This is a genomic window from Neorhizobium phenanthreniclasticum (genome assembly GCF_040066075.1).
GTDB lineage: Bacteria > Pseudomonadota > Alphaproteobacteria > Rhizobiales > Rhizobiaceae > Neorhizobium > Neorhizobium petrolearium.
In genome coordinates this window covers 225,413-250,264 of the sequence record NZ_JBEAAL010000011.1, presented here as the reverse complement: position 1 = coordinate 250,264, position 24,852 = coordinate 225,413, and the positions used below count along the sequence as shown (strand labels likewise).

General features: G+C 61.8%; 17 protein-coding genes and 1 other RNA gene. 11 read left to right on the top strand and 7 right to left on the bottom strand.

Annotation, left to right across the window (positions count from 1 at the left end; translation table 11 throughout):
• Together ABK249_RS16625 and ABK249_RS16620 are read left to right on the top strand one after the other, a co-directional pair.
• A partial coding sequence (locus tag ABK249_RS16625) for a phosphoketolase family protein (protein WP_348863383.1) occupies positions 1-1,369 on the top strand: 1,369 nt, incomplete at its 5' end.
• 134 nt (positions 1,370-1,503) lie between these two features.
• On the top strand, positions 1,504-4,173 hold the full coding sequence (locus ABK249_RS16620) for a cation-translocating P-type ATPase (protein WP_348863382.1): 2,670 nt from the start codon (positions 1,504-1,506) through the stop codon (positions 4,171-4,173).
• 116 nt (positions 4,174-4,289) lie between these two features.
• Here ABK249_RS16620 and ABK249_RS16615 read toward each other — a convergent pair whose 3' ends face one another.
• Positions 4,290-5,120: a universal stress protein gene (locus ABK249_RS16615; RefSeq protein ID WP_037147393.1), complete on the bottom strand. Its 831-nt coding sequence runs from the start codon at positions 5,118-5,120 to the stop codon at positions 4,290-4,292.
• 161 nt (positions 5,121-5,281) lie between these two features.
• Here ABK249_RS16615 and ABK249_RS16610 point away from each other — a divergent pair, with 161 nt between their 5' ends.
• From ABK249_RS16610 to mgtA, 5 genes are all read left to right on the top strand, one after another.
• Positions 5,282-5,755: an NUDIX hydrolase gene (locus ABK249_RS16610; RefSeq protein WP_037147396.1), complete on the top strand. Its 474-nt coding sequence runs from the start codon at positions 5,282-5,284 to the stop codon at positions 5,753-5,755.
• 159 nt (positions 5,756-5,914) lie between these two features.
• Complete coding sequence (locus ABK249_RS16605; RefSeq protein WP_407721164.1) at positions 5,915-6,985, top strand: HlyD family secretion protein; 1,071 nt, start codon at positions 5,915-5,917, stop codon at positions 6,983-6,985.
• Between the two features lie 12 nt (positions 6,986-6,997).
• Entirely contained in the window at positions 6,998-9,742 is a 2,745-nt protein-coding gene (gene rbbA, locus ABK249_RS16600) for a ribosome-associated ATPase/putative transporter RbbA (RefSeq protein ID WP_348863381.1), read from the top strand.
• A 2-nt stretch (positions 9,743-9,744) separates the two neighbouring features.
• On the top strand, positions 9,745-10,857 hold the full coding sequence (locus tag ABK249_RS16595; RefSeq protein ID WP_037147402.1) for an ABC transporter permease: 1,113 nt from the start codon (positions 9,745-9,747) through the stop codon (positions 10,855-10,857).
• Positions 10,858-10,872: 15 nt separating this feature from the next.
• Positions 10,873-13,461, top strand: a complete 2,589-nt coding sequence (gene mgtA, locus ABK249_RS16590; protein ID WP_348863380.1) for a magnesium-translocating P-type ATPase — start codon at positions 10,873-10,875, stop codon at positions 13,459-13,461.
• Positions 13,462-13,487: 26 nt separating this feature from the next.
• On the opposite strand, the gene thyA is transcribed toward mgtA, so the two are convergent.
• Both thyA and ABK249_RS16580 read right to left on the bottom strand, forming a co-directional pair.
• The gene (gene thyA, locus ABK249_RS16585; RefSeq protein WP_348863379.1) at positions 13,488-14,405 is read right to left on the bottom strand and encodes a thymidylate synthase; all 918 of its coding nucleotides are present in this window, start codon (positions 14,403-14,405) and stop codon (positions 13,488-13,490) included.
• Between the two features lie 153 nt (positions 14,406-14,558).
• The gene (locus ABK249_RS16580) at positions 14,559-15,452 is read right to left on the bottom strand and encodes an NAD-dependent epimerase/dehydratase family protein (protein WP_348863378.1); all 894 of its coding nucleotides are present in this window, start codon (positions 15,450-15,452) and stop codon (positions 14,559-14,561) included.
• 133 nt (positions 15,453-15,585) lie between these two features.
• Between ABK249_RS16580 and ssrA the strand changes: the two genes are divergently transcribed.
• The 4 genes from ssrA to ABK249_RS16560 all read left to right on the top strand — a co-directional run bounded on the left by ssrA (position 15,586) and on the right by ABK249_RS16560 (position 17,139).
• Positions 15,586-15,955, top strand: a transfer-messenger RNA (tmRNA) gene (gene ssrA / locus ABK249_RS16575).
• A 119-nt stretch (positions 15,956-16,074) separates the two neighbouring features.
• On the top strand, positions 16,075-16,587 hold the full coding sequence (locus tag ABK249_RS16570; RefSeq protein WP_037147413.1) for an SspB family protein: 513 nt from the start codon (positions 16,075-16,077) through the stop codon (positions 16,585-16,587).
• Between the two features lie 17 nt (positions 16,588-16,604).
• Entirely contained in the window at positions 16,605-16,808 is a 204-nt protein-coding gene (locus ABK249_RS16565) for a DUF4169 family protein (RefSeq protein WP_348863377.1), read from the top strand.
• A 115-nt stretch (positions 16,809-16,923) separates the two neighbouring features.
• Complete coding sequence (locus tag ABK249_RS16560; RefSeq protein ID WP_037147418.1) at positions 16,924-17,139, top strand: ribbon-helix-helix domain-containing protein; 216 nt, start codon at positions 16,924-16,926, stop codon at positions 17,137-17,139.
• Positions 17,140-17,151: 12 nt separating this feature from the next.
• Here ABK249_RS16560 and ABK249_RS16555 read toward each other — a convergent pair whose 3' ends face one another.
• From ABK249_RS16555 to ABK249_RS16540, 4 genes are all read right to left on the bottom strand, one after another.
• A complete protein-coding gene (locus tag ABK249_RS16555) occupies positions 17,152-20,853 on the bottom strand; it encodes an AsmA family protein (RefSeq protein WP_348863376.1) in 3,702 nt (1,233 codons plus the stop codon).
• 72 nt (positions 20,854-20,925) lie between these two features.
• Positions 20,926-22,341, bottom strand: coding sequence for an FAD-binding oxidoreductase (locus ABK249_RS16550; RefSeq protein WP_227703010.1), 1,416 nt, complete (start codon positions 22,339-22,341; stop codon positions 20,926-20,928).
• 1,069 nt (positions 22,342-23,410) lie between these two features.
• A complete protein-coding gene (locus ABK249_RS16545; RefSeq protein WP_227703012.1) occupies positions 23,411-23,551 on the bottom strand; it encodes a hypothetical protein in 141 nt (46 codons plus the stop codon).
• A gap of 51 nt (positions 23,552-23,602) precedes the next feature.
• On the bottom strand, positions 23,603-24,307 hold the full coding sequence (locus tag ABK249_RS16540; protein WP_348863375.1) for a hypothetical protein: 705 nt from the start codon (positions 24,305-24,307) through the stop codon (positions 23,603-23,605).
• Positions 24,308-24,852: the final 545 nt, after the last annotated feature.

Genomic DNA, 24,852 nt, shown 5'->3' with positions numbered 1-24,852 from the left:
AAGTGTGGTAGTAACCAGGCGGCCGGGGGAGAGGGGATTGCGCGCCCTGTCACCGAAGGGTAACCGCCGCATGGGCGCCAATCCGCATGCCAATGGCGGTCTGCTGCGCAGGGAGCTCATCGTGCCGGATATCCGCGACTACGCCGTGCCGGTGACCGATCGCGGCGCAGCCATGGTTCAGACCACGGAAGTGCTCGGCAAGTATCTGCGCGACGTCCTGAAGCTCAACGACACCCATTCCAATTTCCGCATCTTCGGTCCGGACGAAACGGAATCGAACCGTCTTGGTGCTGTCTTCGAGACGACGAATCGCGTCTGGATGGAGAAGATCGAGCCCTACGACGTGCATCTTTCGCGCGATGGGCGCGTCATGGAAGTGCTTTCCGAACATCTTTGCCAGGGCTGGCTGGAGGGCTACCTGCTGACCGGCCGGCATGGCTTCTTCTCCTGCTATGAAGCCTTCATCCATATCGTCGATTCGATGTTCAACCAGCATGCCAAGTGGCTGAAGGTCTCCCGCGAGCTGCCATGGCGCAAATCCATTTCGTCGCTCAACTACCTGCTCACCTCACATGTCTGGCGGCAGGACCATAACGGCTTCTCGCACCAGGATCCCGGCTTCATCGATCTCGTCGCCAACAAGAAGGCCGATATCGTGCGCATCTACCTGCCGCCGGATGCCAACACGCTGCTCTGGGTCGGAGACCATTGCCTGAAGACCTGGGACCGGATCAACGTGATCGTCGCCGGCAAGCAGCCGGAGCCGCAATGGCTGACGATGGACGAAGCGGTCGCCCATTGCGAAGCCGGCATCGGCGTCTGGGACTGGGCGGGCAGCGAGGACGGCGCGTTGACGCCGGACGTGGTGATGGCCTGCGCCGGCGACGTGCCGACCATGGAAACGCTTGCCGCCGTCACCCTGCTCCGCGAAGCCGTCCCGGCGCTGCGCATCCGCGTCGTCAACGTCGTCGACCTCATGGCACTGCAATCGAGGGAGCAGCATCCGCACGGGCTGGATGACGCCACATTCGACCGGCTTTTCACCACCGACCGGCCGGTGATCTTCGCCTATCACGGCTATCCCTACCTCATTCACCGAATGACCTATCGGCGCACCAATCACGAAAACATCCATGTCCGCGGCTTTATCGAGGAAGGCACGACCACGACCCCCTTTGACATGACGGTGCTGAACGAACTCGACCGCTTCCATCTTGCGATCGAGGTGATCGAACGGGTGCCGGGCCTGAAGGAAAAGGCCGCGCATGTGGTGGAAGCTCTCCGGGGCAAGCTTCAGGATCATCACCGCTACGTCAGGGAGTTCGGGGAGGACATGCCGGAAATCCGGAACTGGAAGTGGACAAGCTGACCGGCTCCCGCCCGAACTGAAGGATGTCCCGAACTGATGGATGTCAATGGGCGGTGGCTTTCTGCCGATATTGTCGGGAGGATGGTAATGGCCCCCGAAGATCCATCGAGGGCAGTCCTGAACTGGAGCATTTCATGCCTGCCACGTCTTTGCGGTCCCGTGACATTCCCGAGGGCGAGAACAGGTCCCGGGGGTTAACGAGTGCCGAGGCTGCGGCGCGTCTTGCCGAATATGGCGAAAACCTGCTGCCGGCACCGGCAGCACCGTCCCTGATCGTCATCTTCCTGCGCCAGTTCCGCAGTCCGCTGATCTATATCCTGCTGCTTGCCGCGGCCGTATCGCTGATGGTGAGCGAGGCCGAAGACGCGATCTTTATCGGCGTCGTGCTCCTGGCGAACGGGATCATCGGCACCATGCAGGAATATTCCGCAGGCCGGGCGGCAACTGCGCTCCGCCAGCTCGAAGAGCCGCATGCAACCGTCATCCGCAATGCACAGGTGCAGGAAATCGAAGCGCGTTTGCTCGTTCCCGGCGATCTTGTTCTGCTTGATGCCGGCGGAAGGGTTCCCGCCGATCTCCTGCTTGTCGAGACCAATGACCTTCTCTGCGACGAGTCCTTGCTGACCGGCGAATCGCTGCCGGTACGCAAGAGGATTCCGCTCCCTGATGCATCGGCGGAGAATCTCACGGCCGGGAAGGCATTTGCCGGCACCCTCGTGACGCGCGGCCGGGCAAAGGGTATCGTGACAGCGACAGGGCTTTCGACCGGGATTGGCAAGATTGCCGCCGAGATCGGCAAGGAGTCGGTCTCCCAGCCGCCACTGATGATCCGGCTCGCCCGTTTCTCGAATGTGATCGCCTGGACCGTCGGCATTGCATCGCTCGTTCTCATCGCAGTCGGCCTCTCGCGCGGCCTAGCCTGGAGCGACTTGTTCCTCATGTCGGTCGGGCTTGCCGTCAGCGCCATCCCGGAAGGCCTGCCGATCGCCATATCGATCGCACTTGCCATCAGCATGCGACGCATGGCCAGACAGAACGTGATTGTACGGCGCATGCCGGCAGTGGAGTCGCTCGGCTCCTGTACGATGATCGCCACCGACAAGACGGGCACTTTGACCCTGAACGAATTGACGGTCACCGATATCCGCCTGCCCGATGGCACGGATCTGTTGCTGGACGCCGGCATGGATCTCGATGCCTGCGATATCCGGGGTTGCGACATGACCCCTGCTGAAGCCCGCAATCGGGCCGCGAGGCTCCTGAAGGCCGCATCGCTGCCCAATGAAGGCTCGCTCAAGCAGGATGCCGATGGCTGGAAAGGCGTTGGCGACACGGTCGATGTGGCGCTTCTCGCCGCTGCGCGCAAGGCCGGGCTGAAGCAGGACGCCGTGGCAGACGACTACCCGCTGATTGCCCGCATCCCTTATGAGCCGGATCTCAAATACGCCGCGTCCTTCCACCGCAAGGGTGACCATGTGCGCGTATTCGTGAAGGGTTCGGCGGAGGTCCTGATCGATATGGCCGACCGGATGGATGTCGGCAAAGCGATTGTACCGATCGACCGCGAGACGCTTCTCCGGCAAAAGGAGGAGATGGCGGAACGCGGCCTGCGGGTACTCGCCTTTGCTGAAGGGGAAGTCCGGGCAACCGCGGAGAATGAACTCCTGGGCAACAACCACCTTGTCGATCTGGTGTTTCTCGGCCTTGCCGGCATGCAGGATCCGATCCGTCCGGAAGTGCCGCAGGCGATCCATGATTGCCATGCCGCCGGTGTCGAGGTTGCGATGGTGACCGGTGACGATCCGAGGACCGCGGCGGCAATCGCCGCTCAGGCCGGACTTCAATTCCGACCCGATCAGATCACGACCGGCGAAGACGTCCGCAAGGCCGAGGAGGCCGGATCGGACAGCCTCGATGAACTTACGAGACGCGCCCGCATCTATGCCCGTGTCGCGCCGGCGCAGAAGCTGGCTATCGTGCTCTCGCTTGCCCGTACCGGCCATTTCGTCGCTGTGACCGGGGACGGGGTCAACGACGCGCCGGCCCTGAAGCACGCGCATGTCGGCGTGGCGATGGGACGGAAAGGAACGGAGGTCGCCAAGGAAAGTGCCGACATCGTCGTCACCGACGACAATTTCGCCTCGATCGTCACCGGCATCCGCGAAGGCCGTACAGCCTATTCCAACATCCGCAAGGTCATCCTCATGCTGACCGCCACCGGCGCCGCGGAAATGCTGCTCTTCCTGCTGGCGATTCCGCTCGGCCTGCCCATGCCGCTGCTGCCCGTGCAGCTCCTCTGGCTCAATCTCGTCACCAACGGCATCCAGGACGTCGCGCTTGCCGGCGAAAAACCGGAAGGAGACGAGCTCAAGCGGCCGCCGCGACGCCCGAAAGAGCCGATTTTCGACCGGCTGATGATCCGCCGGATCATCCTCTCGACGCTCGTCATCGGTATCGGCGGCTTTGCCGTCTTCTACTGGCTCCTGCAGCAGGGATACGAGGTCTCTGAGGCGCGTAACATGCTCCTCCTGCTCTTCGTCATGTTCGAAAACGTCCAGACCTTCACCTGCCGCTCGGAACGTCGTTCGGTCTTCTCGCTCAGTTTCTTTGGCAATCCGTTGCTGATCCTGACCGTTATCATGGCGCAGGTCCTGCATATCTCGGCCATGTATCTCCCCTGGTTCCGCGATACGCTCGACCTCGCCCCGATCTCGCTTGCCGAATGGGCAGTGATGCTGCTCGCGGCGTCATCGATCCTCGTCGTCACCGAACTGGACAAATGGCGCTGCCGGAAAAACGCATGACGGCAGGGCGATGCGCAAAGCGGTATCCGAATGCCGCCGGCGTCATCCTCATGCAATCAGACAAAAAACGCCCCGGCTCCGTTGCTGACGGAACCGGGGCGTTTTGCTTTTGATGCTTATCGCGCGAGGAATATCGGGAACTTGGCATCCTTCAGCATCGACGCCGTGACCCCGCCAAGAATCCGCTCCCGCAACCGCGAATGACCGTAAGCGCCCATGACGATCACATCGGCATCGACGTCCAGCGCATGCTGTTCGAGGACCTGCTCGACCGGTCGGCCGCCGCCTGCAATCTGCTCGACGACCGCCTTGACCCCGTGCCGGGAAAGATAAGTGGCCACATCGGCGCCCGGCTCTTCGCCGTTGCGCCAGTAGCTGGTATCCGGATCGACCAGCACGACATGGACAGTATCGGCCGATACCAGCATGTCCATCGCTTCACGAGCGGCCCGCGCCGCCTCCCTCCGGGAATTCCATGCGAGCAGGACCGTTTTGGGCTTCAACGTCGCCTTGCCATCCTTCGGCACGAGCAGAAGCGGCTTATGGGCATCGAAGACGCCACCGTCGACGATCGCCCGGGTCAGTTCGCTGTCGCGTCTGACTCCGTCCGAGACGAGGATGACATCCGCATAAAGCGCCCGCTGCAGAATCTCGCCGGCAAGGAAAATGGATTCTGCGTAAATCTGCCCCACCTCGAAAGACAGCCCGTTCGCCTGGCATGCCGCCTCCGCCTGTTTCCGCACATCGTCCAGGACTTTCATGTCCTCATATCTCTGGTCGAGCCAGACTGTCCCGGTCGGGAATTCGGCGACGGAAGGCGGAAGGGCAAGCCCGGCGACGATCGCACAAAGATGCGCATCCAGCTCCAGGGCAAGTTCGACGGCTTTGCTGATGTCGGCAGTGGCATCGGAGGCTCCGATGACCGCGAGCACTGTTTTGAACGACATGACATGTCTCCTCTGAATCGGTCTTGATTGACCCGATGAATTGCAGCCTAGTCAGGCACTTGCCCGGCAACGATGATCTTTATCAAATACCACGGGCGGAAATCTTCAACACGGAGCGGCCGGGCCGGTCTCAGCCGCTCTGTCACGGGGAGTTGCTCACCATGCCGAAACGCAGCGCCGGTCTCCTGATATTCCGGTATTCGGAGGGAGAACCTGAAATTCTTCTGGTGCATCCGGGCGGCCCGTTCTGGGCGCGCAAGGACGAAGGAGCCTGGTCTGTCCCCAAAGGCATGGTGGAGGAAGGTGAGGACGAACTCGCAGCAGCCATCCGGGAGACGGCCGAGGAAATCGGCGAGACCGTCGAAGGACCGTTCCAGTGGCTCGGTGAATACCGTCAGCCCGGTGGCAAGAAGGTTCTGGTCTGGTCGGTCGAGGCGAATCCTCCGATCGATCAAAGTCGCATCGTCAGCAATATGTTCTCGCTGGAATGGCCGCCGCATTCAGGACGCCTCCAACAATTCCCGGAGGTGGATCGGATCGCCTGGTTCCGCCTCGACCAGGCACGGCAGAAGATATTGAAAGGTCAGGCACCAATTCTGGACGACTTCTCCGGGCGGAGGAACAGGAGCGCGTGAGTTTCATATATCTTCTTGATCCTTATCAATGTTGCCGAACCCGTCCGGGGCAATCAAAAGCGAGCCGCCCGCAGACGGAGCAGAGGAGCGTTGGCAGATCGAAAGCCATGCACCAAAGTTCCCGAACAGAACGCAACCCATCCGAAATGGAGCCGCATCTTGAATCGCACCGGAAAAATCGCCGCGGTCCTCGCGGTCGTCGTAGCCACCGGCGCCCTGGGCTGGAAATATGTCCAGGACCGCAATGCCGCGCAGGCCATGCAGGGTATTGCAAGCGGCAACGGGCGCATCGAAGCGACCGAAATCGACATTGCGGCGCGCACGGCGGGACGCCTGACCGACGTGCTCGTCAAGGAGGGCGATTTCGTCGAGGTCGGCCAGGTCGTCGCCCGCATGGACATCGAACAGCTTGCCGCCGAGAAGCGCGAAGCGGAGGCGCAGCTCGCCAGGGCGAGGATCGGCATCGATACGGCGCGAAGCCTCGTTACCCAGCGGCAGGCCGAGAAGGAGGCGGCGGCAGCAACCGTCGCACAGAACGAAGTGGAGCTTCAATCAGCTCAGAAGAAGTTCGCTCGCAGCGAGCAGCTTTCGCGCAGCGGCACCGTTTCCGAACAGACCCTGGATGATGACCGCGCCCGCGTCGAGACCGCCAGGGCCGCCGTCGCCGCCGCCAGGGCGCAACTCGCCGCGACCGACGCCGCGATCGGCGCCGCGCAGTCCCAGGTGGTGGATGCGGAAGCCTCCGTCGAAGCCGCGCAGGCGACGATCGCGAGAATCGAGGCCGATCTGCGCGATTCCGAACTCAAGGCGCCAAGGAGCGGCCGGGTCCAGTATCTGGTTGCAAGACCCGGCGAGGTCGTCGCTGCCGGCGGCCGTGTCCTCAACATGCTGGACATCAGCGACGTCTACATGACCTTCTTCCTTTCGACCGCCGATGCCGGCCGCACGGCGATCGGCAGCGAGGCGCGCATCGTTCTCGATGCAGCCCCCCAGTATGTCATTCCCGCCCACATATCCTTCCTGTCCGATGTCGCCCAGTTCACGCCGAAGACGGTGGAAACCGAGGAAGAGCGCCAGAAGCTGATGTTCCGTATTCGGGCGCAGGTGCCGCAGGAACTGCTGCAGAAATATGTCGCACAGGTAAAGACGGGCCTCCCCGGCCGAGCCTATGTCAAGATCGATGCAAACGCCCAATGGCCTGCCGCTCTGTCCCAACCGCTTGCCCCATAGGAGCATCTTGCCATGGCTGATCCGGCGGAACCTGCTTATGTCGCGCGATTGAAGGATGTCATCCATACGTACGGCAAGACGACCGCACTCGACGGCGTCTCGCTGGATATCCCCGAAGGCCGGATGGTCGGCTTCATCGGACCGGACGGGGTCGGCAAATCCACCCTTCTTTCCCTGGTGGCAGGCGCGCGCAAGATCCAGAAAGGCAGCGTGCTGGCCCTGGGCGGCGACATGCGCAGCGGCGGCCATCGCAGTCGCGTCTGCCCGGCAATCGCCTACATGCCTCAGGGGCTGGGCCGCAACCTCTATCCAACGCTGTCGGTGTTCGAAAACGCCGATTTCTTCGGAAGCCTTTTCGGGCAGCGAAAGGAGGAACGGGAGTACCGCATCCGCACGCTCTTGAGGCGCACCGGTCTTGCCGGTTTCGAAGATCGGCCGGCCGGCAATCTCTCGGGCGGGATGAAGCAGAAGCTCAGTCTCTGCTGCTCCCTCCTTCATGATCCAGACCTCTTGATCCTGGACGAACCGACGACCGGCGTCGATCCGCTGTCGCGCCGGCAGTTCTGGAATCTCATCGACGACATCAGGGCCGAACGCCCGCGATTAAGCGTCATGGTCGCCACCGCCTATATGGAGGAGGCAGCGCGTTTCGACTGGCTGGCGGCCATGGATGCCGGAAAGGTGCTCGCCACCGGCGCTCCCGACGAAATCCTCGCCCATACCGGGGCATCTTCGCTCGATGAGGCCTTCATCGCGCTGTTGCCCGAGGAGGTGCGGGCCGCACACCATTCGGTGGAACGTCTTCCGCCGTCCTTCGGCGACTCGGACTTCGCCATCGAGGCGGAAGGGCTCACCATGCGCTTCGGCGATTTCACCGCCGTCGACAATGTCAGCTTCCGAATTCGCCGCGGTGAAATCTTCGGCTTTCTCGGCTCCAACGGCTGCGGCAAGACCACGACGATGAAGATGCTGACCGGTCTGCTGCCGGCCAGTGAGGGAACAGCCAGACTGTTCGGCAGAGAAGTCGATCCGCGCGACATGGCTATCCGCAGGCGCGTCGGCTACATGTCGCAGGCCTTCTCGCTCTACACGGAACTCACCGTCCGGCAGAACCTCGACCTGCATGCGCGCCTCTTTCAACTGCCCCCTGGGACTATTCCCGCTCGCATCGAGGAAATGGGCCGGCGGTTCCAGTTGCTCGACGTCATGGATTCGCTGCCCGATGCCCTGCCGCTCGGCATCCGGCAGCGGCTTTCGCTTGCCGTGGCCCTCGTCCACTCGCCCGAGGTGCTGATCCTCGACGAGCCGACATCCGGCGTCGATCCCGTCGCCAGAGACCAGCTATGGGAGATGCTGATCGAGCTGTCCCGCAAGGACCAGGTGACGATCTTCATCTCCACCCATTTCATGAACGAGGCAGAGCGCTGCGACCGCATATCGCTGATGCATGCCGGCAAGGTGCTCGTTAGCGATACGCCGGATGCGATCCGCGACAGCCGCAAGGCCGCAACGCTGGAAGAGGCTTTCATCAGCTATCTGGAGGATGCGATCGGCGAACCGGCGCCTCTCCCGGAGGAACCGCAGGCCGAGCCCAGGCAGACGCCCGCCTTCTCAAGCGGCGGGCATCGGCGGTTCTTCGATCTGCGCCGCATCCTGAGCTTCAGCCAGAGGGAAGCGCTCGAAGTGCGCCGCGATCCGATCCGCGCCACGCTGGCTCTGATCGGCAGCGTCATCCTGATGTTTGTCGTCGGCTACGGCATCAATATGGACGTGGAGAACCTGACATTCGCAGCCCTCGACCGCGATGACACCGTGACAAGCCGGGACTATGTCGCCGATATCGCCGGCTCACGCTACTTCATCGAGCAGCCGCCGCTGGAAGACTACAACGATCTCGACAGGCGCATGCGCAATGGTTCGCTGAAGCTTGCGATCGAGATACCGCCGGGCTTTGCCGAACATGTCGCCCGCGGCAATGACGTGGAAGTCGGCGCATGGATCGACGGCGCCATGCCGCAGCGGGCGGAGACAACCCGGGGCTATGTCCAGGGCATGCACTCGCTCTGGATCGCCCGGCATGCGCGCGAGATCTACGGCGACGCTTCGGCATCCGCCTTCTCCATCGAAACCCGCTTCCGCTACAATCCCGGAATAGAAAGCCTGATCGCCATGGTGCCGGCGGTGATCCCGCTGCTTCTGCTCCTCATCCCGGCCATGCTCGCCGCCCTTTCGGTCGTCAGGGAGAAGGAACTCGGCTCGATCGTCAATTTCTACGTGACGCCCGTCACGAAACTCGAATTCCTGCTGGGCAAGCAGCTCCCCTATCTGGCGCTCGGCATGGCCAATGCCGTGCTGCTCTGGCTCTTCGCCATCCTCGTCTTCCAGGTACCGTTTACGGGCAGCCTCGTGACGTTCGCGGTGGCCGCCTTCCTCTACGTCGCCTTCTCGACTGCTTTCGGCCTTTTGGTCTCCAGCTTCATCTCGAGCCAGATCGCCGCGATCTTCGGCACCACGCTGATGACCATCATTCCCGCCGTGCAGTTCTCGGGCATGATCGATCCCGTCTCGTCGCTTCAGGGGTTCGGCGCCTTCATCGGCCGGATCTATCCGACGACCTATTTCAACATCATCTCGCGCGGCACCTTTTCGAAGGGACTGGCCTTCGAAAGCCTCGGCAGCGCCTTCCTGCCGCTTATCATCGCGGGCCCGCTGCTCATCGCGGCGGCGGCCGTCCTCCTCAAGAAACAGGCGAAGTGACGATGCGGCCCGGCACCATCTTCCATCTCGGCATCAAGGAACTGCGCGGCCTGCTGCGCGACCCCATCCTCATCGGGTTGATCATCTATGCCTTCACCATCGCCGTCTATACCGAAGCGAAAGCGGTGCCGGAGACGCTGAACAATGCGCCAATCGCGATCGTCGACGAAGACAACTCACCGCTCTCGCGCCGCATCGCCGATTCCTTCCTGAGCCCCTATTTCAAGCAGCCGTCGATGATCACGGCGGAAGAGATGGACGCCCGGATGGATGCCGGCACCGACACGTTCGCGCTCGATATCCCGCCGAATTTCCAGAGCGACCTGATCGCCGGCAAGGCGCCGGTCATCCAGCTCAATGTCGACGCGACCCGCATGACCCAGGCATTTTCCGGTTCCGGCTACGTGCAGAGCATCGTGACCACGGAAGTCTCCGACTTCGTGCGATCGAACACGGTTTCGCAGACACCGGACGTTGCCCTGACGCTCCGGTCCCGGTTCAACCCGGAACTCAACCAGACATGGTTCGCCTCGGTCATGACCGTCATCGATCATGTCACCATGCTGTCGATCATCCTCACCGGCACGGCCCTCATCCGCGAACGTGAGCATGGAACCATCGAGCACCTCCTGGTGATGCCGGTAACGCCGCTGGAGATCATGCTGGCCAAGGTCTGGTCGATGGGCCTTGTCGTGTTCATCGCGACGCTGCTGTCGCTCGTGCTCGTCGTGCAACTCCTGCTGCAGGTCCCGATCGAAGGATCGCTGGCGCTCTTCATGGCGGGAGCCGCGCTGCATCTTCTCGCGACGACCGCGCTTGGCATCGCGCTTGCCACGGTCGCGGGATCGATGCCGCAGTTCGGGCTGCTTCTGATCCTCGTCCTCATTCCGCTGCAGATCCTGTCAGGCGCGACGACGCCGCGCGAAAGCATGCCGGAAGTGATCCAGACGATCATGCTCGCCGCTCCCAACACGCATTTCGTCCTGATGGCCCAGGCGATCCTCTATCGGGGCGCCGGCCTTTCGGTCGTCTGGCCGCAGCTTGTCTGGCTCACCGGGATCGCAACCGTTCTCTTCACATTTTCGCTCCGCGGCTTTCGGCGGTCGCTCAAGTGACGGTAGTAGATGGCAATGTCCGCGAACGATGAATTGGGGACATACTGGTCGGCAGGCGAGGACGCGCTGCTGAACGCATTGGCCAGCTCGAAAGACGGCCTTTCCACGGCGGAAGCGTCCGCCAGGCTGAAGAGCTCAGGCCCGAATGCGCTCACCGAAAACGGGCACGATTCGGCGTTCAAGGTCTTCATCCGCCAGTTTCGCAGCCCGCTTGTGCTGATCCTGATCGGTGCGGCGGCGATTTCCGCAGCGGTCGGCGAAGCACATGAAGCAATCATCATCACGCTTATCGTTCTGGGAAGCTGCGTACTCGGCTTTCTGCAGGAGTTTTCGGCATCCCGGGCAATGGAGACGCTCCGGCTACGCCTGACCTGCACGACGACGGCGCTCCGCGACGGTGCCGAAAGGACCATCAACGCAAGCGACGTGGTTCCCGGCGATATCCTTCGTCTTTCCGCCGGAAGCCTGATCCCCGCCGACGGCAGGATCCTCGAAGCGCGGGACTTCAATGTCAGCGAGGCCGTGCTGACCGGCGAGACGTTCCCGGTCGTCAAGATGCCGGGCCTTGCCGAGGCGGATGCACCGCTCATCCGGCGCAACAATGCCGTCTTCGCCGGAACCTCGGTGCGCAGCGGCACCGCCTCCGTTCTGGTGACCCGCACCGGCGCCCGCACGGAGTTCGCCTCGATCGCCGCAAGCCTCGAACGGCAGGTTCCGGAGACGGAGTTCGCGAGAGGCATCGGCCGCTTCGGGGTGCTGGTGACCGAGATCATGTTCGTCATGGTCATCGTCGTCTTCTTCGCCAATGCCTCCCTTGGCAGGCCGCTCATCGATTCCGTCCTCTTCTCGCTGGCTCTCGCCGTCGGCCTGACACCGGAACTCTTGCCGGCGATCATCAGCGTGACGCTTGCCCGAGGCGCACGGCGGATGGCCGAAAACGGCGTCATCGTCCGCAGGTTGGAAGCGATCGAGAACCTCGGCAGCATCGACATCCTGTGCACCGACAAGACCGGTACGCTCACGGAGGGGCTGATCCATCTGGACGCCTGGATGGACACCGAGGGGCGTCCTTCGAGTGAGGTCCTCCGGCTGGCCCGTCTCAATGCCGCCTTCCAGAGCGGCATGGCCAACCCGCTGGATGAGGCGATTGTCGCGGCGCCGATGACGGAGGCGCCGGAGAAATCCTTCCGGAAATGCGACGAAGTCCCCTACGATTTCATCCGCAAGCGCCTTTCCGTCATCGTCAAATCGCCGGAAGAAGAAACGATACTGATCTGCAAGGGCGCGGTAGCCAATGTGCTTGAGATATGTAGCACGTTGCGGACAGCATACGGCGAAGAGCCGCTCATCGCAGAGCGGCGAGCCTCTCTCGAAGAGCGATTCCGCACCTGGGGCGAACAGGGTTACCGCGTGCTCGCCATCGCGACACGCCGGTTACCCTCTCAGCAACACTATGGCCGGGATGCTGAAACCGCACTGAGGCTGGAAGGCTTCCTCCTGTTTCTCGATCCGCCGAAACAGGGCGTCACGGAGTCCCTGAAAGATCTTCAGGCCCGTGGCATCACCGTCAAGATGATCACCGGCGACAACAGATATGTCGCGGCCCATCTCGCCGCATCGGTGGGGCTGAGATCGGATCGCATCCTGACCGGAGTCCAGGTCTCCCGTCTCACCGCCGCAGGTCTCGCAGCAAGGGCAAAGATCACGGACCTCTTCGTCGAGATCGATCCGAATCAGAAGGAGAGGATCGTCGCAGCCCTTCGCGCCCGCGGGCACGTCGTCGGCTATCTCGGAGATGGCATCAACGATGCCGCAGCCCTGCACGGGGCCGATATCGGCATTTCTGTAGACGGCGCAGTGGATGTCGCGCGTGAAGCCGCCGACATGGTCCTCCTGAAGCGCGATCTCGGCGTGCTCGTCCGCGGCGTCGACGACGGACGCGCGACATTCGCCAACACGATGAAATACATATCGATCACCGCCAGCGCCAATTTCGGCAACATGATCAGCATGGCCTTCGCCTCGCTGGTCCTGCCCTTCCTGCCGCTGCTCGCCAAGCAGATCCTGCTCAACAACTTCCTTTCCGATATCCCCTCCTTCGCCATTGCTACCGACCATGTCGATATCGAGGACAAGCGCTCGCCGCGGCATTGGGACATCGGCTTCGTGCGGCGCTTCATGATCACCTTCGGACTGATCAGCTCGGTCTTCGATCTGGCGACCTTCGCCTTCCTGATGCTCGTCGCCAGCGCGGGCGAACAGGTTTTCCAGACGGCCTGGTTTGTGGAGTCGCTGCTGACGGAGCTGCTGATCGTCTTCGTCATCCGGACGCGCAAACGCTTCTGGCGAAGCCGGCCGGCCGGCCTCCTGATGATATTGACCTTTGCCGTCGCCGTTGTCGCGATCGCTTTGCCCTTCCTGCCGCTACCCGACTGGTTCGGCTTCGTCCCGCCGCCCTTGCCGGTCATCCTGGGCATACTGCTGATAACGCTGTCGTACCTGGCTGTCTCCGAGGCCACGAAGCATTGGTTCTTTTATCGCGAAGACCGCAGATCAAAAGTCCGAGGACAGAGGGCTCGCAAGCCGCGGAGACGGCACGGCTGATCGGCAGTACAGGCTCGGCGATGTCCTCAAACCGCCACCGGAGCCTCGATGGCGGGATGCGGATCGTAGCCGGTGACCTCGAAATCATCGATCGTATAGCCGTCGATGCTGTCCGGCCGCCGGAGCAGCCGCAACTTCGGAAACGGCCGCGGCTCCCGCTCCAGCACCGTTCTCGCGAGATCCTGGTGATCGAGGTAGAGGTGAACGTCGCCGCCGACCCAGACGAGCTCGCCCGGGGTCATGTCCACCTGCTGCGCCACCATGGCAAGCAGCGCCGCCTGCTGGCAGACGTTGAAGGGATTGCCGAGCCCCATGTCGCTCGACCGCTGCAGCACGAGCAGGGAAACCTTCTGCCTGAGCCCTTCGCCGATATTGGAGACGTGGAACTGATAGGTCATGTGGCAGGGATGCAGCGCCATCTGGTCGAGCTCGGGCACGTTCCAGGCGTGAAACAGCATGCGCCGGCTTGAAGGGTTCTTGCGCAGCGTCTCGATCACTTCCGCCAACTGGTCGTATTCCTTGCCGTCCGCCCCCTTCCATCGCCGCCACTGCTTGCCGTAGACGGGGCCGAGATCGCCCCATTCCTCGGCAAATGCATCATCGGCGAGAATCCGATCTTCGAAATCCTCCTGCGAGATGTCCGAGCCGGTCGCCTTCCGGTAGGCGGCGAGCGGCCAGTCCGTCCAGATGCGGACGTTCTCGCTGAGGAGCGACCGGATATTCGTCTGCCCGGTCAGGAACCACAGCATCTCCTTGACGGCGGTCTTCCAGAAAACCTTCTTCGTCGAGTAGACGGGAAAGCTGCCGTCGGAAAGATCGAAGCGCATCATCACGCCGAACATCGAAAGCGTGCCCACGCCGGTGCGGTCTATCCTTCTGTCCCCTTTCTCCAGGAGGTAGGCCAGCGTATCGAGATATTGGGATTCCGGATGTCTCAGCGTCAAGGCGATGTCCCTCCGCAAAGTTCCGCCGCCATGCGCATTCGTGCGCGCAAGACAGACAGGACCGCCGATTCCTTTTTATGGATTTCAATAATAGCACACCACAGCCCGGCCAATCTCGTGGCAGCGGCTTTCCCCGGCATTTTGCCCGGCAGCTTACCGGGAAACGTAGTTCCGCCAGTCATGCTCCTCGGAAAAACCCAGGACTTCGCGGATCTTGCGGTTGCTGATCGGGGCTTCGAACTCACCGATCTCCCCGGTGATCGGCGTCCCCGGCGCCCATTTTTCGAGGAACGGCCGGGTCGGTTCGTAAGCCGTGATCGTGTCGTTGACGGCATTGAAGACCTGGAAGCCGAGCCCGTTCTTTTCGACGCCGAGATGCACGATCTGGCCGAGATCGCGGGCGTCGATATAGCTCCACGCATTGCGCTTGCGCGATGGCGGGTCGGCAAGGAAGGCGGGAAAGCGTGCATAGTCTTCCGGCGAAATCACATTGCCGATCCTCAACGCATAGATATCGGCACCGAAGCGCATGGCGAAGGCGCGCGCCGTCTTCTCGTTGACCACCTTGGAAAGCCCGTAGCTGTCCATCGGATCGACGTCGTAGTTCTCGGTCAGCGGGAATGAATGATAGTCCTTGTCCCCCTCGGCGAAGCAGACGCCATAGGTCGTCTCGCTGGAGGCGATGATCACCTTTCGGATGCCGAGTTTCATCGCCGCTTCGATAACGTTGTAGGTCGAGACCGTATTGGCGGCGAATGTCGTATTGTCCGGCCGCATGAGGATGCGCGGCACGGCGGCGAAATGCACCACCGCGTCGACCGGCGCCGGGCCTTTTCCGGTCGCAAGTCCCTGGAAGCCGAAATGCATGGAAAGCGCGTTGAACGCTTCACCGCTGTCGGTCAGGTCGGTGATCAGCGTGTTGACGCCGGGATGATCGAGCGGCACCAGATCGAGGTTGAGGACTTCATGCCCCTGGTCGAGAAGATAGGGCACGACATGCCGCCCAGCCTTGCCGCTGCCGCCGGTAAATACAATTCGCTTGCCCATGGCATTGCCTCCTCGGACACTCTCGCGCCACACAGATCTGATCGCGCTGTCTGCGCCTTCTGCAGACGCCTCGACTAAGTATCCCCCAGCCGGCCTCTTGGCCAGCCGGAAATAGCCGCAACCTGTTGCGCGCCCCCTTTTCATGGACGAGGGAAATGCCTATATGGGGATTGCCGGACACCTGTCCGGCTATGGCAATAAACGGTCGGTGTAATAAACCTATTGGACCCGGGGGCGGTACCCGGCGCCTCCACCAAAAACCGGTCGGTCGAAGAAGACCGGCTTTTGATGGGGGCGAAATAGGATCGACAAGGGTGTAAAGATCGAACTTTTGCTCGGCATGATACCACCGTTATCGGGTCAAAAAGTGTAGTTGCAAACGACAACAACGCTAAGGAATATGCTCTCGCTGCCTAATGGCGGTGCGGGAATTCCGCTTTAAGTCCTTACGGTTAGCACCGTAAGGCGGGGTCCGAAGGCACCTGGCAACAGAAGCCTTCACCTTCCTGCCTCAGTCGAATACTATTGGTCTGACTCGGAGAGCGATGGGCTTCCCCGCGCCCGACCGGCATGGCATAACACGTCTGACTAAAAGACGAGACAAGTGGAAAGACAGGACCGCATGGGGCAGGATCACATCCGTTACGACATTCTGGCGCAAGACGCTCTGCGTGGCGTCATCCGTAAGGTCTTGTCCGAAGTCGCGGCCACCGGCCGGCTGCCGGGCGATCATCATTTCTTCATCACATTCCTGACCGGCGCGCCGGGTGTGCGCATTTCCCAGCACCTGAAGGCGAAATATCCCGAGCAGATGACCATCGTCATCCAGCATCAGTTCTGGGATCTCAAGATCACCGAAACCCAATTCGAGGTCGGCCTCTCCTTCTCCGACACGCCGGAACGCCTGGTCATCCCCTTCAACGCCATCCGCGGCTTCTATGATCCGTCGGTGAATTTCGAACTGGAATTCGAAGTACCGCTTGCCGATGAGGACGACAATTCCTCCGCCGAGATCACTGCCATTCCGGTCGAGGCCACCTCGAAACCTGCCGAAACCGAGGCCAAGAGCAAGACCGACGAGGAAAAGAAACCCGGTTCGGTCGTGTCGCTCGATTCCTTCCGCAAGAAACAGTAGCGCGGAGGCGCCGCACCATGAGCGCCGAGATCGTCAATCTGCGCCAGTTCCGCAAGGGCAAGGCCCGGCTCGAAAAGGAGAAGGAAGCGGAGCAGAACCGCATCACCTTCGGCCGGACGAAAGCGGAAAAATCCCTGACAAGGGCACGCAACGAGAAGGCCGGAAAGGCACTCGACCAGGGCCGGCTGGAAAAGCCGCACGAGGGACGTCAGGACGATTGAACCTTTGGGATACAGCGTTAACGCGCGGTTAACCGACCCGCTACCGGGATGCTTGACGCCAAGGGCGTAACAGTTTGAATAAGCCCGACTTTTCTCACCTGTCCCGGAGAGTTTCGTGATCCGCAAACATTCCGCGACGCTTCACGGTCATCGCACCAGTTTTTCCCTCGAAGACGAATTCTGGCTCGAACTGAAGACGATCGCTGCCCAGCGCAAAATCAGCCTTGCGAGCCTGATTGCCGAAATCGACGACCTGCGCTCGCCCGACAGCAATCTGTCCTCGGCGCTGCGCGTGCATGTGCTCACCTGGCTCAAGAAGAAGATGGTATGAAACGCTGCGGGTTCAGCGCTGGACACCCGGAAGGCCAGGCACGTCCGCCGGCGGGATGACCGGTGGCTCCTGCCGGAGGATATTGTCGGTCGGGGGCACGATGAGCTGCGGCTGGCCGATCTGCCGCTGGCGTTCTTCTTCGGCGGCACGGGCTGCAGCAGCAGCGGCCTGAGCCTGACGCTGGCGCTCGGCTTCTTCGGCTTCGCGGCGTGCCTTCTCCTCCGCTTCTGCCTTCTCGCGTGCCGCCTGCCGCTCGGCCGCCTGGAAATTGTAAAGCGCCACCTCGCGGCGCAGGCGCTGTTTTTCCAGCACGCTCGCCTGCAGCGCCTCGACCCGCCGCCGCTCCTGCTCGAAGGCCCGCTGCGACAGGAAATTGGTCATCGCCCCAACATCGATGTGTTGCGTGGGCTTGGCAAGGTCACCCGAATAGTCGAGCCGGACGGTCGGATCGCCGCCGGCAAGCCCTTCCTCGCCGGCATCGTAGGTGACGGCGAGATCGGCGGTCATGCCGTCCTCCAGAAGATCGAAGCGTCCCTCGCCGGAAAGTTTCGTCGTACCAACCGCAGCAGAGATATTCTGCGCCCGCGCCTCACCCGCCGTAATCGTGACGGGAATCGTCAGATCGCCGATCTCAGCGCGGCCCTGATGCACGAGACCGGCGACAAGCGGCCGGATCTTCTCCTCCGTCACCTCGCCGCCGAGTTTGTCCGCCGCCGCCATCAAGGGTTTGAGCGCGTCGGGATTGATCCCCGCGACGGCCAGTCCCTTGAGCCGCAACTCGGCCGAGCCGCTGACGGCCTCGAGCAATTCGGCGACGGTCTTGCCGGTCGATTCGGCGGAAATGTCGAAATCGAGTTGACCGCTGGCAACCGGTTTACCCCCGCCCTTCCAGACAAGCGGTGCAAGATCGGTACTTTCGGCTGCAAGCTGCACTTGCAGAAGCCCGTTACCGTCACCGTTCGACATCATCAGGCGACCGGCCAGTTTGCCGCCCTGCCAGGTGCCGACGCCGTTCTCGATGATGACACCGCCTGCGCGATGGGTGATTCTAGCCGAGAAGTCGGTGATGCTGCCGAAGCCATCCGTGCGGAACGCTTTCGCCCTGAGATCGATCGCAGCATCCAGGTCGCCGAAGATCGGCCGGCTCAGCGGCTTTGAGGAAAAGGCGCCATTCTGAGGATCGCTGACCGGACCGAAGACCGCCTCCCCAAGCCAGGCAAGATCCAGGGTATCGATGTCGAGCGACCCGGTCGCCGGCATGCCCGGCGCTTTCCGGTCAATGGCGATGTCGCCTGTGAAACCGTTGCCCGCCGACGTGCCTCGAAGACCGGCGACCTGCACCGCGTCCGGCGTCATGCTGACATCGGCTTCGAGCATGACCGGCAGGCCGGTTCCAAATTGCGGCAATCCGATGCCGTTCATCAAAAGATAGGGTTCCAGATCATCGCTTTTCAGCGTCACGTGACCGGCGCCCTCGCCGAAACCCTCGTTGTGGATATTTAGGTCCCCCCTCATCTCGAAGGTCGTCCTGCCGGTCCTGAACGACAGGTCCGCGTCCGCCCGGTCTGCCGAACTCTGCCGAAGGTTGAGGGCGAGCCGGCCCGCGCCGTCTCCGTCGAAAGGCAGAGGATCGAGGCCTGCCTGCCCCAGAAGAATCCGCGAGTCGGGGTTATCGAGCGACACGTTCAGCATCATGTCATCGCTGCCCGTCAGGTCGAACAGGCCCGGGAGCATCAGATCGGCATTCACCTCGCTGCCGTTCGATTTTCCCTTGAGGGCGATCTCCACTCCGGCGACATTTCCCCCGACCTTCAGGTCGGCGGAAAGATCCGCATTCGCGAACCAGGAGGCATTGCGCGCCAGCCGCTGCAAAGCCGGATGCGGTGGCAGCCGGTCGCGCAGCATGGTTAGAAATGCCGTCGGATCATCCGAGCGGAGGTTCAGGGTCCCGCTGCCGGCATAGGAAAGCAGCGAGCCTTCCACCTTACCCACGGCAGAAATCGTGGCGCCCTCGATATTGCCGACCACCAGCCGCTCGAGCGAGAATACGCCGCCGGCCATGGTGAAGGCGGTGTCGACCTTGTCGGCCGCGACGCCGAACGCCGTGAAGCGGTCCGCCCGAAGCGTTGCCGCGATATGATGGTCGAGCACGTCCTGGCCCGCATCGTCGCCGGTCAGCAGGGAAGCGAGCGCCCGCATGGCGTCGATGTCGATCTCGTTGCCGGCAAGGCTCACAGAAAGGTTGGGTGCCTGAGCCTGCGGCGACTGGCGCTCCAGCCGCCCCTTGAGCGTCGCCGCACCGATCGCAAGCTCGAGGTTGTCAAAACGCTGCATCTCGGGCGTCAGATTGACCCTTGCGGAAAAACCCGCCGACCGGAGCTGGCGGATTTCGGGCGCCACCCGCCCGGACAACCAGTCGGCAAGGCCGGATGGTTGGTTGGAGGCGACCAGCATGTCGCCGACGAAGGAAACCCGGTCGCGCAGGAGGAGGCTGCCCTTAGCTTCGAGCTGCGTGCGGCCCGGCAGGGTCGCCACCACGTTATCGACCGCCCAGCCCCGTCCGGCAGGACGGATGTCGAGCTTGATGTCGCGGATCGTCGTGTCGTTGGCGACGATAGCCGGCAGCCGGAGGCTCGCCCGGCCGGGCACCTGCGGAATGGGGATGGAGGCGGCCATGCGGATGAAATTGTTGATGCGTCGCTGCGCCGAAACAGCCGGATCGCGGCCGGTCTTGGCCCGCCCCCCTTCGCCCAGGCGGTTCACATCGATCTGCTGGCCTTCGGCGGTCAGCAGGAATTCCGGCTTTTCGCCGGTATCGAGCGTTGCCTCGCCCGTCACGACATAAGGGTTATCGGTCGCGCCGATCTCCACCCGGTATTGCGGAATGCGGATGCGCTCGTTGGTCAGTTCGAAACCGCCCTTCACCCGCGGTCCGGGTGGCGGCGCTTCGACCGGCTCGGTGTCGTCTTCCTCCTGCAGCAGGTCGAGGGTGAAATTGCCGTTATAGTTCGGCTTGCCGTCGGCCAGCGAAAGCTCTCCGTCGAGATTGACCTCGACCGGCTGGGCATCCGGCCAGAGCCTCAACCGCAGCGGCAACCGCCTGGCATCGGTGTCGGCCGCGCCGCTTGAAAGGTTGAACCTCGCCGCATATCCGTCGAGCGTCGCATCGCCCTCTCCCCGCCAGGGCCCGCGGAGAGACGCGGCGGAAAAATCGCCTGAGAGCCCGGTAATCCGCCGTGACCGGCCGGACTGTTCATCGACGAGGTCGATCTCGCCGCCGGTGACATGCACATCCTCGATCACGACGACGCGGGTGGGGATCGCCGCCTGGCTGCCGCGCATCCAGTCAAGCGTACCGTCCTTCAGGAGCCGGATGCGCGCCCTCGGTTCCTCGATGCGCATATCGAAGATGCGCGCTTCGCCGGAGAGGAAGGGCGCAAGCTCCATGTCCATGGAAAAGCGCGCCACCTGCACCAGCGGCTGACCATCCGTATCCATGCCGACCCGAACATCGTGCAGCGTGACGGATGGAAATGGCAGTATACGCGCATCGACCGCCCCGTGGACGGAAACTTTTTTTCCAAGGATGCGGCTTGCCTGTTCCTCGAAACCGACGCGAAAGCTCGACCAGTCGACAAAAAACGGTGCAAGCAGTGCCGTGAACAGCGCCACCACCACCAATCCGCTCAAGGCCAACAGGATACGTCCAAACAACGCGGCTTCTCCGATCTCGCTATGAGACTAGTCTTATCGGGTGGGCAGACAAGTCAAGCTTGCGGGAAGAGTTCATTTGCCAGCATGGAAGATCTTGCCGGGATTGAAGATATTGTCGGGATCGAGGCTCTTCTTGATGGAGCGCATCAGGTCGACGGCACCGCCCAGCTCTTCTTCGAGAAAGGCCATCTTGCCCTGCCCGATGCCGTGTTCGCCGGTGCAGGTGCCATCCATGGCAAGCGCCCGGCGGTTGAGGCGCTCGATGAAACCCTCGACCTTCGCGACGGAGGTGGGGTCCTTGCCGTCGAAGAGCACGAGCACGTGGAAATTGCCGTCGCCCGCATGACCGACGATCGGCGCAAGCAGGCCCTGTTCGGTTATGTCGGCCTGGGTCTCGGCGACGCATTCGGCGAGCCGCGAGATCGGCACGCAGACGTCGGTTGAGAGGCCGTCGAGCTCCGGCGCCAGCGCCCGGCTCGCCCAATAGGCATTGTGTCGCGCGTTCCAGAGCTTTGCGCGCTCCTCCGCGTTCGCCGTCCAGCGGAACTCGTCGCCGCCACATTCCGCAGCGATTTCGGAAAACTGCGCCGACTGCAGCGCCACCGTCTCCTCCGTCCCGTGGAATTCCAGGAAGAGCGTCGGCTTTTCCGGATAGGAGAGCTTCGAATAGGCATTGCAGGCGCGCATCTGCACCTCGTCGAGCAGCTCGATGCGGGCGACCGGGATGCCCATCTGGATCGTCATGATGACCGCGTCGCAGGCGGCCGCGACGCTCGGGAAGGCGCAGACCCCGCCGCCGATCTTTTCCGGAATGCCCTGCAGGCGAAGCGTGATGGACGTGATGACGCCGAGCGTGCCTTCCGAGCCGACGAACAGCCGGGTCAGATCATAGCCCGCGGACGATTTCCGGGCCCGCCGCGCGGTGCGGATTTCCTCGCCATCGGCGGCGACGACCGTGAGCGACAGGACATTGTCCTTCATCGTGCCGTAGCGCACCGCATTGGTGCCTGACGCGCGGGTCGCCACCATGCCGCCGATCGTCGCGTTCGCACCCGGATCGATCGGGAAGAACAGGCCGGTATCGCGCAGTTCCCGGTTCAGCTCCTCGCGGGTGATGCCGGGCTCCACCGTCACGTCGAGATCGGCGGGGCTGACGCGAAGCACCCTGTTCATGCGGCTGAAATCGATCGAAATCCCGCCGGACGGCGCGTTGACCTGACCTTCCAGCGACGACCCGACCCCGAAAGGAATGACCGGCACGCGATGGGCGGCGCAGGTCTTCACCACCGCCTTCACATCCTCGGCGCTCTCGACGAAGACGACGCCATCCGGAAGCTGGGCCGGCAGATAGGTGGTCGTATGCGCATGCTGCTCGCGAAAGGACTGGCCGGTCTGGAACCGTTCGCCGAAGGATTGTTTCAGGATGCCGAGAACCGTGCCGATGCCTTCCTCGTTGCGAAAGCCCGCCTTCACGTCCCTGACCGCCATGACCATTCTCCTCGTCGTATCGGGGATTGGTTAGGTCACGGGTCGGGCTTTGTCCAGAAATAACGGTGCGGATCGGGAAGACAGAATCCTCCCTTGGTGATGGCCGGATTTTCAAAGTCGGACGGGGCGCTGAAAGCTGCCTCTTAAGTTTTAGTTTTGGGTAGCACCTCTCAGCGCCCCGTTCGGCGGTTTTTATCCGCGACTCCGGTCCCTCTGCGATGACGGGGTTTGTGGGAACGGTGGCGCGCCCCTCCTTGAAAGGAAGGCGTCATGCACACCCTTGTACTTACAATGCCGCAGGCCATGACTACCCCAGGCACGTCTTCCACCTGCGCCGCGCGGCCCGGGTTTAGAAAAACCCTCGGACGCCGCATGGCGCTGTCCCGTCGCCCTCCAATGCCTCACAGGCACGCCCGGCGCCCAATGCAAGGAAGCGAAACGAGACGTCGGCCCGACAGCGTCTCATCCGCCCCCACGTCGCCGGAGGGAGACCATTTTCCGCGGACCCCGAATGCAAGGACTTACGTCGTTTCCTCACACCCGGCGCCGGCCCCGCCTCACTGGCACGCCTGCCAGCGTATCCGATGCGGGACGGGGGAATTGTAGGCACGGGGCGTGAGGGCGGGGATGAAAAAAACGCGAAGCCGACCTCTTTCCTTGCGGGTGAGGAAGAAAAATCAGCATCTTAGCTGAAAAGCCGGATGCCGGATTTTTCAGGAGAGAGGCCAAGTCGTCCCCGCCTTACACACCCTTCATGTGGAATTTTCGACACGTCGCTTCCCTCCCTGCCCCGGAGAAATGCGGAATTGGGCCACAAATGCCACCACGCCGGAGGAGCATATCTGACGACAATTTTGCGCTGGAAGTGGTCGTCGGGATTGGCAGCCGCACGCGGCCGGTTAGGGGCTGTCAGCTAGTTGCCACATCACGTAAGCAGACCCCGCTGATTGTCATGTTCCAGGCTTGACAGCAAAAGGGTAGCTTTCGGTAATGACTGTTATAAAAGCTGCCTCTCGGTCGCGAGTTCTTCGAAGAGCTTTGCCAGCTATGAGTGGCGCCGCTCGGGGCGTCAGACCAGAAGAATTGCTAACAGAATAGCGCCAACGACGATCACTATCGCAAATCGTCCGCTTGCCAAAACTTCGACCTGATTGATCCGGAAGTGAAGCTGTTCGACGGGCTTGGCAGGTGTTAGACGTTTTTCGTTCATCGGTGTCTCCATTGGGGAAGAGACTACACGTGGACGATGGTGTTGCGCACGTCATTTGCGGTGCAACAGTGGCTTTAAGCTTCCGTTCTCATCAAACCACGACGCATATCGCTGGGATTCCCGCTCAAACTCGCCTTCCGCGAACCAGCGAGAGACACTACTCGCCTCTAGTCCGAGGAGACGGGCAAGTTGACGAATGCCGGTTTTTTCACCGCGAGCGAGCATCTGCCCGGCAATAAAGAGCGCATTTTGCTTCCGCTCACGTAACTCGCTGTTCCGATAGTATTTCCCCTGAATCCCTCCCAAGCGATTTTGGATTAGAACGATCAGATCGCGAGGAATCTCCAATTGTTCGGTCCAACTCATTCCATCGAGAGCGACTATGATTATCCAGTCAATAAGAGCGAGCGGCACCGCCATTCCTCGTCCAACTAAGTGAGTCTCACCCTTGGCCGCGAGTTCTTTGGCGGCGATAAGCTTTTCCATGCATTGTAAAGAAACCTTGCTGATCGCCTCATGGTCCGCATCGAGAATCGCAGCAATGTCGGAGGGGTCAAACCCGTGCTTTTGCAGTTCTTGTTCAATTCGGAATAATGTATCGAGCCCTCGTGAAGCGGAGATTTCGATTTCTGCATCCGGATGGGCTCGACGCAAGGCCAGGTAGGTCTCCATCGTGGGATTATGCTTATATGCGAGTGTTAGCTCGTTGAAACCGCCGCCCTCTTTCGTCCCCCACTGCCGATATTCGTCTTCCATCCTCCCCCCCTTATGGCCAGGCGTAATTTGTTACGTCTTCGAACTACCCCTATCGACGGACTCCAGCACCGCAACGTGAATGGCAGACGAGCACAGTGAAACTCTCTCGTAAAGCAGATCCAGTGCATGTTCTTTAGATGGCAGCTTTGAAGTATGGCGCAGGGGCGAAGTAACGAACGGAATAGCGCGCGTTTATGGCATAGCCCGATGACGACGAATGGCCTCTTTGACGAGACTGCGAATGAGCGTTGAACGACGGTAATGGGATCGAAGCAGGTCCTTCATCAACGCGTGAGGGCACGTCTTGTATTGGCGCAAACGCGACGAGACTTCATCGCGAACGATGGCCGTTTTCAGGCCCGCAAACGACGGCCTCTATGACCGAAATGGGGGCGCAAAGCAGCCGTATCCTTCGACAACGACACATGTCCGCAATGGGCCGACAGCGGAAGAGCTTCAATGGCCCAAAAGTGGCTTACCCGCCAAGGATAAAGTGGATTCGTCAAATTAAACAAATCTCCACCCACAATGCGCCACTTTCAAGC

Coding starts and splice junctions, on each gene's coding strand:
- ABK249_RS16595 (WP_037147402.1), top strand. CDS start 9,745: ATGCGGCCCGGCACCATCTTCCATCTCGGCATCAAGGAACTGCGCGGC.
- ABK249_RS16620 (WP_348863382.1), top strand. CDS start 1,504: ATGCCTGCCACGTCTTTGCGGTCCCGTGACATTCCCGAGGGCGAGAAC.
- mgtA (WP_348863380.1), top strand. CDS start 10,873: ATGTCCGCGAACGATGAATTGGGGACATACTGGTCGGCAGGCGAGGAC.
- ABK249_RS16580 (WP_348863378.1), bottom strand. CDS start 15,452: ATGGGCAAGCGAATTGTATTTACCGGCGGCAGCGGCAAGGCTGGGCGG.
- rbbA (WP_348863381.1), top strand. CDS start 6,998: ATGGCTGATCCGGCGGAACCTGCTTATGTCGCGCGATTGAAGGATGTC.
- ABK249_RS16610 (WP_037147396.1), top strand. CDS start 5,282: ATGCCGAAACGCAGCGCCGGTCTCCTGATATTCCGGTATTCGGAGGGA.
- ABK249_RS16565 (WP_348863377.1), top strand. CDS start 16,605: ATGAGCGCCGAGATCGTCAATCTGCGCCAGTTCCGCAAGGGCAAGGCC.
- ABK249_RS16570 (WP_037147413.1), top strand. CDS start 16,075: ATGGGGCAGGATCACATCCGTTACGACATTCTGGCGCAAGACGCTCTG.
- ABK249_RS16550 (WP_227703010.1), bottom strand. CDS start 22,341: ATGGCGGTCAGGGACGTGAAGGCGGGCTTTCGCAACGAGGAAGGCATC.
- ABK249_RS16545 (WP_227703012.1), bottom strand. CDS start 23,551: ATGAACGAAAAACGTCTAACACCTGCCAAGCCCGTCGAACAGCTTCAC.
- ABK249_RS16540 (WP_348863375.1), bottom strand. CDS start 24,307: ATGGAAGACGAATATCGGCAGTGGGGGACGAAAGAGGGCGGCGGTTTC.
- ABK249_RS16615 (WP_037147393.1), bottom strand. CDS start 5,120: ATGTCGTTCAAAACAGTGCTCGCGGTCATCGGAGCCTCCGATGCCACT.